The 12,322-nt window shown below is 63.7% G+C and carries 12 protein-coding genes and 1 pseudogene; 10 read left to right on the top strand and 3 right to left on the bottom strand.

Annotated features, from left to right (window positions below; translation table 11 throughout):
- Positions 1-462 (bottom strand): iron-sulfur cluster assembly protein (locus Q8R73_RS15135; protein WP_305720355.1); only part of this gene is annotated, 462 nt, incomplete at its 3' end.
- A gap of 56 nt (positions 463-518) precedes the next feature.
- Entirely contained in the window at positions 519-959 is a 441-nt protein-coding gene (locus Q8R73_RS15130; RefSeq protein ID WP_305720354.1) for a VOC family protein, read from the bottom strand.
- 234 nt (positions 960-1,193) lie between these two features.
- On the opposite strand from Q8R73_RS15130, the gene Q8R73_RS15125 reads away from it, so the two are divergent.
- The 4 genes from Q8R73_RS15125 (at position 1,194) to Q8R73_RS15110 (ending at position 4,781) form a co-directional block, all read left to right on the top strand.
- A complete protein-coding gene (locus tag Q8R73_RS15125) occupies positions 1,194-2,063 on the top strand; it encodes an NAD(P)-dependent oxidoreductase (protein ID WP_305720353.1) in 870 nt (289 codons plus the stop codon).
- Positions 2,064-2,314: 251 nt separating this feature from the next.
- On the top strand, positions 2,315-3,913 hold the full coding sequence (locus tag Q8R73_RS15120) for a HAMP domain-containing sensor histidine kinase (RefSeq protein WP_305720352.1): 1,599 nt from the start codon (positions 2,315-2,317) through the stop codon (positions 3,911-3,913).
- A 45-nt stretch (positions 3,914-3,958) separates the two neighbouring features.
- Positions 3,959-4,171, top strand: a complete 213-nt coding sequence (locus tag Q8R73_RS15115) for a DUF1289 domain-containing protein (RefSeq protein ID WP_305720351.1) — start codon at positions 3,959-3,961, stop codon at positions 4,169-4,171.
- A gap of 55 nt (positions 4,172-4,226) precedes the next feature.
- Entirely contained in the window at positions 4,227-4,781 is a 555-nt protein-coding gene (locus tag Q8R73_RS15110) for a TIGR02281 family clan AA aspartic protease (RefSeq protein ID WP_305720350.1), read from the top strand.
- On the opposite strand, the gene dusA is transcribed toward Q8R73_RS15110, so the two are convergent.
- Positions 4,743-5,702 (bottom strand): tRNA dihydrouridine(20/20a) synthase DusA, encoded by a 960-nt coding sequence (gene dusA, locus Q8R73_RS15105; RefSeq protein ID WP_371126102.1) that lies wholly within the window; start codon positions 5,700-5,702, stop codon positions 4,743-4,745. The genes Q8R73_RS15110 and dusA overlap by 39 nt on opposite strands.
- Before the next feature lie 759 nt (positions 5,703-6,461).
- Between dusA and Q8R73_RS15100 the strand changes: the two genes are divergently transcribed.
- The 6 genes and pseudogenes from Q8R73_RS15100 to Q8R73_RS15075 all read left to right on the top strand — a co-directional run bounded on the left by Q8R73_RS15100 (position 6,462) and on the right by Q8R73_RS15075 (position 11,734).
- Positions 6,462-7,424, top strand: a complete 963-nt coding sequence (locus Q8R73_RS15100) for a TRAP transporter substrate-binding protein (RefSeq protein ID WP_305720348.1) — start codon at positions 6,462-6,464, stop codon at positions 7,422-7,424.
- A 146-nt stretch (positions 7,425-7,570) separates the two neighbouring features.
- Positions 7,571-8,140 (top strand): TRAP transporter small permease subunit, encoded by a 570-nt coding sequence (locus Q8R73_RS15095; protein WP_305720347.1) that lies wholly within the window; start codon positions 7,571-7,573, stop codon positions 8,138-8,140.
- Positions 8,141-8,150: 10 nt separating this feature from the next.
- The gene (locus tag Q8R73_RS15090; RefSeq protein WP_305720346.1) at positions 8,151-9,530 is read left to right on the top strand and encodes a TRAP transporter large permease subunit; all 1,380 of its coding nucleotides are present in this window, start codon (positions 8,151-8,153) and stop codon (positions 9,528-9,530) included.
- Positions 9,531-9,840: 310 nt separating this feature from the next.
- Positions 9,841-10,329, top strand: a pseudogene (locus tag Q8R73_RS15085) (NAD(P)-dependent oxidoreductase); the annotation flags it as partial.
- Complete coding sequence (locus Q8R73_RS15080) at positions 10,309-10,752, top strand: NAD(P)-dependent oxidoreductase (RefSeq protein ID WP_305720356.1); 444 nt, start codon at positions 10,309-10,311, stop codon at positions 10,750-10,752. The pseudogene Q8R73_RS15085 and the gene Q8R73_RS15080, both read left to right, overlap by 21 nt.
- A 4-nt stretch (positions 10,753-10,756) precedes the next feature.
- Positions 10,757-11,734 carry an NADPH:quinone oxidoreductase family protein gene (locus Q8R73_RS15075; protein WP_305720345.1) on the top strand — a complete coding sequence of 326 codons (978 nt, stop codon included), beginning with the start codon at positions 10,757-10,759 and terminating at the stop codon, positions 11,732-11,734.
- Positions 11,735-12,322: the final 588 nt, after the last annotated feature.

Genomic DNA, 12,322 nt, shown 5'->3' with positions numbered 1-12,322 from the left:
GAGATCGCGCAGGCCCAGGGCCAGGTTGAGCGCCGTGGTCGATTTGCCGACTCCGCCCTTGCCGGAGGCCACCGCGATCACCGCGGCAATACCCGGGATTTCCGACTGCTTCGACATCGGCGAGGCCGGGCTTTGCGGCGGGCGATGCGCCGAGACCGGCTGGACGCCATGCGAATGGCGATGCGGGGCCGGCGGCGCTGCGGCCGCGGAACCGGGTTTGCGCTCGGCGGTCAGCGCGATCATGGCGGCGGTGACGCCGGGAATGGCGCGCACCGCGGCCTCGGTCGCCGCCCGGACGCTTTCCCAGGCACGGGCCTGCGCGGCATCGACATTGATCGAGAAGAACACCTTGCCGTCGTTCACGGTGACCGCCGACAGCACATTGGCCTGGGTCAAGGCGACGCCGTCGGGCGACTTCACCTTGCCCAGTACATCGAGAACCTGTTGCTGCGTGACACTCACGGCGCATCTCCGGGTTGGATCAGGATGCGACCCTTAGAGCGGTCCGGCGCAAAAGGCTACCTCGCTCCGACATCTTCCCGGGTCTCGGCGGGAGCGGCTGCGACGCCCTCTTCCTTGGCGGCTTCATAATTCAGTTCGATCATGACACCGTTGGGGTCATCGACGAAGATCTGCCAGAGCTCGCCGCCCGGAACCTGGCGGGCTTCGTACTTGAACTTCCTGGATTCCAGCCGCTGCTGCATGTCGGCAAAGCCCCGGCTGATAAAGGCGACATGATGAACCACGCCGGAATCGGGCTTTTGCGGCTCCTCGGTCCGGGAAATATCGACCAGATGCACCACCGCCTTGCCCTCGCTGTACATCCAGGCTCCGGGGAAGGCGAAGTCCGGCCGGGCGCCTTTTTCGAGGCCGAGAATATCCTCGTAGAACCGGACGGTGTCGTCGAGTTTCCGGGTCCGGATGTTGAAATGATCAAGCACGCCCACGCTCATGCCCATGCGATACACTCCCCTTTTTTGTGGCCCTGGTCGGATGGCCCTTGTTCGGAACGCCATTCCTAGCACAAATCCCGTCCCGCGCGCCAAATGGAGGCGGTTGCCCTCCATGCTGCAGGGTTTATTGTGCGCCTTTCTCGTCCCCAGGGGGTCTGTTCCTGGACGAACCGGCCTCCCCTCGCCCCCCAGAACACCGTCCGGCTCATCCAATGCCGGCAAAACCCCAAGGTTGCTCACATGGCTAAAGTCGCTTTTCTCGGTCTCGGCGTCATGGGTTTCCCCATGGCAGGACATCTGGTGGCCAAGGGCGGCCATGACGTGACGGTCTTCAACCGGACACCGGCCAAGGCCAAGGCATGGGCCGAGAAATTCGGCGGCAAGACGGCGGCGACCCCCAAGGCCGCCGCCGAGGGCCAGGATTTCGTGATGTGCTGCGTCGGCAACGACAATGACCTGCGCGCCGTCGCGGCGGGAGCAGATGGTGCCTTTGCCGGCATGAAGAAAGGGGCGACCTTCGTCGACCACACCACGGCCTCCGCCGAAGTCGCGCGCGAGCTCGACGCCGCTGCCACCAAGGCGGGTTTCAAGTTCATCGATGCCCCGGTCTCCGGCGGCCAGGCCGGTGCGGAAAACGGCGTGCTGACGGTGATGTGCGGTGGTGCCGCCGACGCCTATGCCGGCGCCGAGCCCGTGATCGCGGCCTATGCGCGGATGTGCAAGCTGCTCGGGCCCGCAGGCTCGGGGCAATTGACCAAAATGGTCAACCAGATCTGCATCGCCGGGCTGGTCGAAGGCCTTTCGGAAGGCATTCACTTTGCCAAGAAGGCCGGGCTCGATGTCGCGGCCGTGATCGAGACCATCTCGAAAGGCGCCGCGCAATCCTGGCAGATGGAGAACCGCTACAAGACCATGAACGACGGCAAGTTCGATTTCGGTTTTGCGGTGGAGTGGATGCGCAAGGACCTCATGATCTGTCTGGCGGAATCGCGACGCAACGGCGCCAGCCTTCCCGTCACCGCGCTGGTCAACGAGTTCTATGCGGAGGTCGAGAAGATGGGCGGCAAGCGCTGGGACACGTCGAGCCTGCTGGCAAGGTTGCAGCGCTGAGGGCCGATATTGTTTCAATATGCTGTTCGCGAAACGGTCCGTTTCAACAGACGTCGACATGGCCGGTTAAAGCCCCGGCCATTGGTAGGGCGAGTCGTTGCCTGGGCGGGCTCGCGCGGGCTCGCCAACAGGTTAATTTAACTTCCGGTTAACTTGATTCTTTACCGCTTTAAGTCAGCTCTTAAGGATTTAGCGGCACAGATAGACAATGCAAAAACCCGCGCGTCAGCGGGCAGGATTTGTGTTGTTTGATGAGTAAACCCGCAGAAAAGCCCGAAGTCGTGCAGCTTCCGGCCGAAGCCCCTGCCGTCGCGCCGGTCAGCAGCCGTCGCGTTGCCGCGCAGCGGGTGCGCGAGGCCCGTGACAGGTTAACGTCGACCAGCGGAACCCGCCCTGCTTTCGATCGCGAACTGCTTCGGCAGTATGCCCAGACCCGGATCTCGGCGTCCTATGTCGTGATGCTGCTGGTGGTCGTGACCGGGCTGTTGTTCGGTTTCTGGCTGGATCCGATCTCGGCCGCGGCGTGGACCTGCGGCATGTTCTGCATTCAGGCCGTCATCCTGCGCAATTGCCACAGGTTCCTCGGCGAACAAACCTCGCTGACCGCGACCCGCAAGTGGCGGACTCGGTTCGTCCTGCTCGATCTGCTGTACGGCCTGTGCTGGACCGCGATCCTGCTGCATCCCACGACACCCGGCGTAATCTCGAACACGCTGATGATGTTCCTGATGCTGCTGGTTATCGCGGTATCCAGCATGCTCGCGGCCAGCCTGCCGATCGCGGCGCTGGTGGCGACCGCGCCCGTGACGGCGGCGATCGCCGTGAATTTCGTGGTGGGCGGCACCTTCGACAATTACGTGCTGGCGTTGCTGGCCCTCGCTGCCCAGGGATATTTCGCGCTGCTCGCCCATCGCCTGCATTCGACGACTCTGGCGACGCTGGAGGCACGCGCCGAAAAGGATGCGCTGATCGGCGAGCTCGAACAGGCCAAGGCCATTTCCGACGAGGCGCGGCATCGCGCCGAATCCGCCAACGTCGCGAAGTCGCGGTTCCTCGCGCAAATGAGCCACGAGCTGCGAACGCCGCTGAACGCGATCCTCGGATTCTCCGAAGTGATGAAGAGCGAGATTTTCGGCGCGCACGCCGTCCCAGTCTACAAGGAGTATTCCGCCGACATCCACAATTCCGGCGTCCACCTGTTGAACCTGATCAACGAAATTCTCGATCTGTCGCGGATCGAGGCCGGACGTTACGAACTCAACGAAGAGGCGGTGTCGCTGGTGCATGTAGTGGCCGACTGCCATCACCTGTTGAAGCTGCGCGCCTCCAGCCGCGGCATCACCATTCACGAGGTGTTCGAGCAGGGCATGCCGCGGATCTGGGGCGACGAGCGCGCCACCCGCCAGATCGTTCTCAATCTGCTGTCGAATTCGATCAAGTTCACGCCGCAGGGCGGCGATATCTGGCTGAAGGTCGGATGGACCGCATCCGGCGGGCAATATCTCAGCGTCAAGGACACCGGCTCCGGCATCGCCGAGGATGAAATCCCGATCGTGCTGGCGTCGTTCGGCCAGGGCTCCAATTCGATCAAGTCGGCCGAACAGGGCGCCGGCCTCGGCCTGCCGATCGCCAAGAGCCTGATCGACATGCACGGCGGCACCTTCACGCTGAAATCCAAGCTTCGCATCGGCACCGAAGTCATCGTCACTTTCCCGCCGGAGCGCGTGATGTCGGCGCTGGCGCCGATGGCCGAGGAGGCGCCGCCGCTGCAACCCGAAACCACCGTGACCGCCGAGGACAAGCGGCGGATCCGCAACAAGCCCATCATGAGCGCCGGCACCGGGCTGTGACCGGAATGCTTGCGCAAACCGCGAAAACCGCATCAATGTTGCTGAATGAGCATAGAAACGCCGTGCATCGCAGTCTGCATGATCGATCCCGGTACCAACCTGTGTCTGGGCTGCGGACGGACCCTGCCGGAAATCGCGCGCTGGCACCGGATGGACTCCGCGGAGCGGCTGGCCGTGATGGCACAGCTTTCAGAACGAATGGCCGACGCCGGCCTCGTTCAGCTCCGCACGACGGCGGTCGGCCCCACACCGGACTGACGCCCGGCACCACTTTCGCCTCAGGCTGCATCGCCGCTTCCGCGGGCGGCGCGCTGTGAGCCGCTTTATCCTCGTTCTCATCGCGCTGGCGGTGACCGCCACGGCCGTGATCGCCTATCGCGATCCGGAGCAGGTGGCCCGCGCCACCGACAGCTTGTCGGACATGCTGCGCGGCCGGACCGTATCCGCGGCGCACGCCGTCCAGATTCCGCGCCGTCAGGGTGGCGAATTCGTCCTGAGCGCCAAGATCAACGGCGTCAGCGCGCCGATGGTGATCGACACCGGCGCAACCTCGGTGGTGCTGACCTGGGAGACCGCGAAGGCGATCGGACTGCCGCTCGAAATGCTCGAATACAATGTCGACGTCGAAACCGCCAGCGGCCGCACCAAGGCGGCGCGGCTGACGCTGGACCGCCTCGCCGTCGGCAAGCTGGTCGAGCGCTCGGTGCCGGCGCTGGTGGTGCCGCGCGGGCAGATGAAGACCAACCTGCTCGGCATGAGCTTCCTGGACCGGTTGGAAAGCTGGGGCGTTCAGGCCGACAGGCTGAAGCTGCACGGCTATCCCGATGTCTCAGGCCGCAATCGACGCGACCGTACGGCCGTCAACTAGCGCAACCGCATCGCGCAGTACATCGACGCCGGCGCCCGGCCTGACGCCGTTCTCGGCGAGGTGGCGGCGGAACGCCCGCGCGCCGGGCACGCCGTGAAACGCACCGACGCAATGCCGCGTCATTGAATGCAGCCGCGTGCCCCGCGCGAGCTGATCTTCGATATAGGGCACCATCGCCTCGAATACGTCCTTCATCGTATTGTATGGCGCGGGCTCACCGAACAATTCGGGATCGGCCGCCAGCAACCGCCACGGGTCGTGATAGGCCGCGCGCCCCAGCATCACGCCGTCGACATGCGCCAAATGCGCCTCGGCGGCGGCGAGATCGCCGATGCCACCATTGATGATGACGGGCAGATCCGGCATCGCCGCTTTCAGCCGATACACCCTGTCGTAATCGAGCGGCGGGATGTCGCGGTTTTCCTTCGGCGACAATCCGTTGAGCCAGGCCTTGCGGGCATGCACGATCAGCGCATCGGCCCCGGCGGCGGCGACGCCGCGCGCCAGCGCATCGAGTGCGATTTCCGGATCCTGATCGTCGATGCCGAGCCGGCATTTGACGGTGACGGGAATGCCGACCGCGCGCTTCATGGCCTCGACACCGGCCGCGACCAGCGCCGGCTCCGCCATCAGGCAGGCGCCGAAGCGGCCATCCTTCACCCGGTCCGACGGACAACCGACATTGAGGTTGATCTCGTCATAGCCGAAATCCTCACCGATTTTAGCAGCGGTGGCGAGATCGCGCGGGTCCGAACCGCCGAGTTGCAGCGCCACCGGATGCTCGCTGGCATCGAATCCAAGCAGCCGGTTGCGATCGCCATGGATGATGGCGCCCGTGGTCAGCATCTCCGTGTAAAGCCGGGCACGCCGCGTCATCAGCCGGTGAAACACGCGGCAGTGGCGGTCGGTCCAGTCCATCATCGGGGCGACGGAGAAGCGGTGGTCCGGGTGATTCATCTCATCATCTTATATTGCCTTGAACCAACTCTATAAGGGATTGGCCTGACTGGTAAATTTGGCGCGAGCAAGTCAATGAATGGTGTTTCGGATCACATCCGATTGAAGACTAACACACCTCTCTGCATTCCATCCATTGCACACGAAAGCGCGGCTGCAAACCCATCTCACCTTCACGGGTTGCGCGGGAGAATTGCAACCAGACCGACCAACGAGGCGCCGGTCATCGCAGGGTCCAACGGAATATCTCCCTTGTCCGACGGCTTTCGAAGATCGCCGGTGACCCGGATTGAACTCCCGAATTTAAATTTAATCGACCGTCGCTTTCGCCGCGCTGCGGCGCGGCGAACGCTCGCGCGGCAAGCATCCTTCGGACATGAGCGCACCTCTTGCTTGACAAACCGGCGTTCTTAAGAGGGAATGCCGGTTCGGCTAGGGGACGTCAGGCTCACGGCGCAAGAAAACGCAACGAAGAAGACGACGTAAAAACCCAACGAAGAAAACAGCACGCTACACAAAAGTGTCGGCATCCCAGATCGGAACGACTCGGCAGGACGATCAACGTCCGCCGGGTCCGTGAGGTGGGGGAGTCGCACGCGACCAGCCTCCGCCGTGGTTTCAACCGGGGAGGGAATGATGCGAACGATCTCGAAATTTGCTGGGTTAGCAATCGCTTCGGTGATGGCGCTGGGTATGCAGAGCGCGTCTGCCCAGGATAAAAAAGTGCGTATCCAGATGCAGTCGAACTTCGCGTCGACGCTGGCGCTGCTCGGACCGAACGCCAAGTTTACAGTCGACCAGATCAACAAAGTCTCCGGCGGCTCGATCGACATGAAGTTCTTCGAGCCCGGCGCGCTGGTGCCGCCGGGGCAGGCGTTCGACGCGGTTTCGTCAGGCGCGCTCGACGCGGCCTGGGCGACGCCGGGCTTCTGGACCGGCAAGGACATCGCCTTCGCGGTTTACGCGACGGTGCCGTTCGGCCCGGGCATGGGGGAATATCTCGCCTGGATGAAGGAGGGCGGCGGCGAGAAAATGCTGCAGGAGCTCTACGCCAAGTACAATATCCACGCCGTGGTTTGCCACTTGATCCCGCCCGAGGCTTCGGGCTGGTTCCGCAAGGAGATCGCCACGCTGGCCGACCTGAAGGGGCTCAAGATGCGCTTCTTCGGGCTTGGCGCCAACGTGATGCAGAATCTCGGCGTGTCGACGCAGCTATTGCAGGCCGGCGAGATATTCCAGGCGTTGCAGCTCGGCACCATCGACGCCACCGAATTCTCGATGCCGGTGATGGATCTGAGCCTCGGCTTCCACCAGGTAGCGAAGTTCTACTACTTCCCGGGCTGGCACCAGCAGGCGACGTTCGGCGACCTCATCATCAACAAGGCGAAGTGGGATTCGCTGTCGGCGACCCAGAAGGCGCAGGTCGAGGCGGCCTGCGACCAGGCCGTGTTGAAGGGCATCAGCGTCGGCGAGTCGGTGCAACCGAAGGCGCTGAAGGAAATCGAGGCCAAGGGTGTCAAGCTGATGACATGGTCCCCGGAATTCCTGGCCGCTTTCGAGAAGGAATGGAAGGCGGTCGCCGCCGAACAGGCCACCAAGAGCCCCGAGTTCAAGAAGGCCTGGGACTCGCTCAGCAAGTTCCGTGAAGAATACTCGATCTGGCGCGAGCGCGGTTACCTGAAATAGCGGCATCTCACGGAGCGCGGTCGCCGACCGCGACCGCGCGCCTGTGAGTACTCTATCAGGCCTGGGGCGTTCGACCGCAGCGGCAACCACGGTTGCGGCGGGTGGCGTCGCGCTCCCGGGCACACTCGGGGCACAGAGGTATTTCAATGGAAGTCATGCTTGCGGTCGCTGAATTCATCGACCGGGTTCTGCAGCGGATCGCCAGTGTCTTCGGCTGGCTGTTCCTAGCGCTGGTTGCCGTGATTTGCTGGGACGTGATCACCCGCAAGATGGGCTTCCAACTTCCGGGATTCGGCTCGACGCCGCTCCAGGAGCTGGAATGGCATCTGCACGGCATGCTGTTCCTGTTCTGGCTCGGTTACGCCTATGTGCGAAACGTGCATGTGCGCATCGACGTGTTCATCAGCCACCTGTCCTGGCGCCGTCAGGCATGGCTCGAAATCTTCGGCATCGGCGTCTTCGCCATCCCCTATGCGGCGCTGGCGACCTACTATTCGTGGTCGTTCGTCGTGGTGTCCTATCTGCAGAACGAGAGCTCCGACGCGCCGAACGGGCTCGGCAACCGCTGGATCATCAAGGGCTGCCTGTTCCTGGGCATGGTCCTGCTCGACGCCGCCATCCTGTCTGTATTGCTGCGCAAGATCGTCGGCCTTTTCGGACCGCCGCATCTGGCCATCGCCGCCGGCGCGCCGGCCATGACTCCGTCGAGCCGCTAAGGGGACGATCATGGAATGGATTGCCGATCACCTCGCGGTGCTGATGTTTCTCGTGCTCACGGTCATCATGTTCGTGGGCTATCCGGTCGCCTTCGTGCTCGGCGGCGTCGCGCTGGCGTTCGGCGCCCTCGGCATCGTTTTCGACGTGTTCCGTCCCGCCCAGTTCGGCAGCCTGATGCCACGCATCTTCGGCCAGGCGGTACAGAACCCGGTTCTGATCGCGGTGCCGATGTTCGTCTTCATGGGAACGATCCTGGAGAAATCCGGCGTCGCCGACGAACTCCTGAAGGCGCTGCAGGTGCTGACGCGCCGCATTCCCGGAGGGCTGGCGATGTCGGTGACCATCATGGGCACCATCATGGCGGCGACCACCGGGATCGTCGGCGCTTCGGTGATCATGCTGACGCTGATTGCGCTGCCGACCATGCTGGCCGCCGGTTACTCCAAGGAGCTATCGGTCGGCACTATCGCGTCGGCCGGGACGTTGGGGATCCTGATCCCGCCCAGCATCATGCTGGTCATCATGGGCGACCTGCTGACGATCTCGGTCGGCACGCTGTTCACCGCCGCGATCGTCCCGGGCCTTGCGCTCTCCATGGTGTACCTCGTCTACCAGGGGGCCCTCGCCTTCGCCAAACCGCATCTGGCGCCGCCGCTCCATGCCGACATCGGCCCGAAGTCGAGCGGCGAGATGTGGCGGATGGTGCTGCGCAGCTTCCTGCCGCCGGCCGCGCTGATCTTCGTCGTGCTCGGCTCCATCTTCGGCGGCTTCGCGACGCCGACCGAGGCCGGCGGCACCGGTTCGGCCGGCGCGCTGGTGCTGGCGGCCTGGAACAAGCGACTCAACATGAAGATGCTCAGGGAGGTCATCGAGAGCTCGGCGCTGACCAACGCGCTGGTGTTCTTCATTATCTTCGGCGCGACCTTGTTCTCCTTCGTGTTCCGAGCCCTGGGCGGCGACGACCTGGTGGTAGAAATCCTCACGGCGCTCGGTATCAACTCCGGCTGGGAAATCATGATCTTCGTGATGGTGCTGGTGTTCATCATGGGGTTCTTCTTCGACTGGCTCGAAATCTGCCTGATCGTGCTGCCGATCTTCGCGCCGATCCTGTCGAAGCTCAGCTTCGAGCCGCATCTGGCGACCAACAAGGACTTCATGCTGTGGTTCACCGTTCTGATAGCGGTCAACCTGCAGACCGCGTTCCTGACGCCACCGTTCGGCTTCGCCCTGTTCTATATGAAGGGAACTGTGCCGAAGTCGGTGAACATGGGGCACATCTATCGCGGAATTATTCCGTTCGTGGTGTTGCAACTGCTGGCGGTGGTGTTGTGCCTGATCTTTCCGGAGTTGGTGCTCTGGCTGCCTCGCCGCTTCGGATTCCTCGACTGAGGGAGTGATGGCCGGGGCCGGTGATTGCCGTACGACGGAGCTATGTTGGAGCGGTCGATCGGCGAGCTCGTTGCTTCGGTTTGGGCCGGCGCGGATCCGGCCAGAACGAGGTCTGGCGCGCGCCAGGCCGCCGCCGATCCCGGCCGGCACGCCGGCGGCGCGCCAGCAGGCGGCGGCGAACAATTTCACACTCGGTGACTTTCCTTTTCCGCAACCATCCCCGGGCGTCGTTTCGACCATGGCCGCCTGCGCCAACAGGGGATTGACTGGCCTGCGCCGGTGATGGCTCAACACGGGCAGCCAATCACAAGAATCCGGGGAGAGATGCATGTCGGAGAAGGTCGCGGTCATCGGGATGGGGCAGATGGGGTCGGGGATGGCGGGGCGCCTCAAGGAGTCCGGTCTCGACGTCGTCGGTTATGATGTCAGCGCCGATCAGCGCGCCCGCCTGGCCCGGGATGGCTTTCAGATGGCGTCCAGCATCGCCGAAGCGCTCAAGGGGCGGACTTTGGTGCTGACCAGCCTGCCCGATCCGAAGGCCGTGACGGCAGCCTGGCTCGGCGCCGACGGAATCGTCGCCCACGCCGCCAGGGGCACGCTGTGCATCGAGCTCAGCACCATCGACCCGCAGACGATGCGAGAAGTCGCCGATTCTGCTGCCGCACGCGGGTTGTGTGTGGTGGATTGCCCTGTCAGCGGCAGTCCCAACGAGGCGCGATCCGGCAAGCTGATCCTGATCGCCGGCGGCGAGATGGCCGACGTCACCCGCGCCGAACCGGTGCTCAAGCTGCTCGGCACCGACTGGAAATACACCGGCGGCGTCGGAACGGCCAAGGTCGTCAAGATCGTCAACAACATGATGTCGATGGGCAACGTGCTGGTGGCGGCCGAAGCCTTCGCCCTCGGCGTCGCCGCCGGCGTCGAGCCGGACAAGCTTTACGACGTCCTGTCGGTGAGCGGCGGCCGCTCGCATCACTTCACCAAGCGTTTTCCGAACGCGATCAAGGGCGATTTCTCGCCGGGATTCAAGATGGAGCTGGGCGAGAAGGATTTGGCGCTCGCGGTCGAACTGGGACGCACCACCCGCATGCCGACGCCCTCGGCTTCGGCAACGCGCGAACTCTATGCGTTGGCGCTGGCCGAAGGATATCGCGGCCAGGATATCGTCTCGCTGCTGGCGATGTACCAGAACTGGGCCAAGCCAGCGCAATCCGGTGGGTAACAACATGAAAGCCGTCGTGGTCGAGGGGTACGATTCCATCGACAACATCCACCTGAAGGATGTTGCCATGCCGGACCTGCCGGCCGGTCACGTCCGCGTCAGGATACAGGCTGCGAGTGTCGGATTCGTCGATGGCCTGAAGGTGCAGGGGCTGTATCAAACCAGGGACCCGCTTCCCTTTACGCCAGGCACGGAATTCGCGGGAATCGTCGATGCGGCGGCGGCCGACGTCACGGGATTTGCGCCGGGTACGCCGGTCATGGGCATGGCGAGATCGGGAGGCCTGGCGGAGTACATCGCCGTGCCGGCGGCGGCACTCGTGCCGATGCCGGATGGCATCGCGCCCGAGGTCGCGGCCTCGTTCCGCGCCAACTACCTCACCTCGCTGTATGCGCTGAGCGAGCGCGCCGCCTTGCGCTCCGGCGAATATCTCTTGGTGCTGGGCGCCGCCGGCGGCGTCGGGATCGCCGCGGTTCAACTCGGCAAGCTGCTCGGCGCCCGCGTGATCGCCGCGGCCTCGACCGAGGAAAAACGGAATTTTGCCATTCGCTTCGGCGCCGACGCCACGGTGGATTACACCCAGGCCGATTGGCGCGACAGGCTCAAGACTCTCACGGACGGCCACGGCGCCGACGTGATCTTCGATCCCGTCGGCGGTGAGGTCTCGCTGCAGGCATTCCGTTCGATCGCCTGGAACGGACGGCATCTGGTGGTCGGATTCGCCGCCGGCAGTATCCCTGCGCTGCCGTTCAATCTGCCGCTGCTGAAAGGCGGCTCGCTGCTCGGCGTCGACCTCGCCCAGATCCCCCGCCGCGAGCCGGAGGCGTACCGGCGCGTGATGGCACAGTTGTTTACCTGGCTCACCGAAAAGAAACTCGAGCCTGTCGTCGGCAAGGTATTCGCATTCGAGGATTTTCGCGAGGCGTTCAAAACCATGCAGAACCGTGCGGCGCTGGGAAAAATGGTCGTCAGGATCGGTTAGCGTCGAGGACGAAGGGCTCCGCAAGGCGTCTGCAACAACAAGACTGTCGTCGCCCGGCTTGACCGGGCGATCAGTACGCCGCGGATTCTCGGTTGAACATGACCTTCTCTGGAATACTGGGTCCCCGCCTTCGCGGGGACGACAACGGTATTGCAAATGGCCCGCGTGCGGGATGAACGGGGCTGGCAGCGCGCCCGCCACATCAAGACTGTCGTCGCCCGGCTTGACCGGGCGATCCAGTACGCCGCGGATTCTCGATTGAATGACCTTCTCTGGAATACTGGGTCCCCGCCTTCGCGGGGACGACAATGGTAGATGTACGAACAGCGTGGCCGCTCTCGAATTCGGTCTTAAACACCAGATGTGCGTCCGCCTTCTCGCGGCACGATCTGCCCGAGGTTTGCATATCGTTCTCCCTCCAATGAGGGAGCAGGGAATGCCGGATGCGCGCTGCACCCGCGGTCTCGTGTGCAAAGTGTACGAGTAGTAGCGCACACGAGCATACAGGGCAGCGGAGAACATCCGACATTCCCTGCGCAATGGCTTTACGGCTTATCTCGCGCTCACCCCGGAGTATCGGGCTCTTCT

Source organism: Bradyrhizobium sp., from assembly GCF_030697065.1.
Lineage (GTDB): Bacteria > Pseudomonadota > Alphaproteobacteria > Rhizobiales > Xanthobacteraceae > Bradyrhizobium.
Note: the sequence above shows the minus strand (reverse complement) of the source record. Positions and strands in the feature narration are given on the sequence as shown.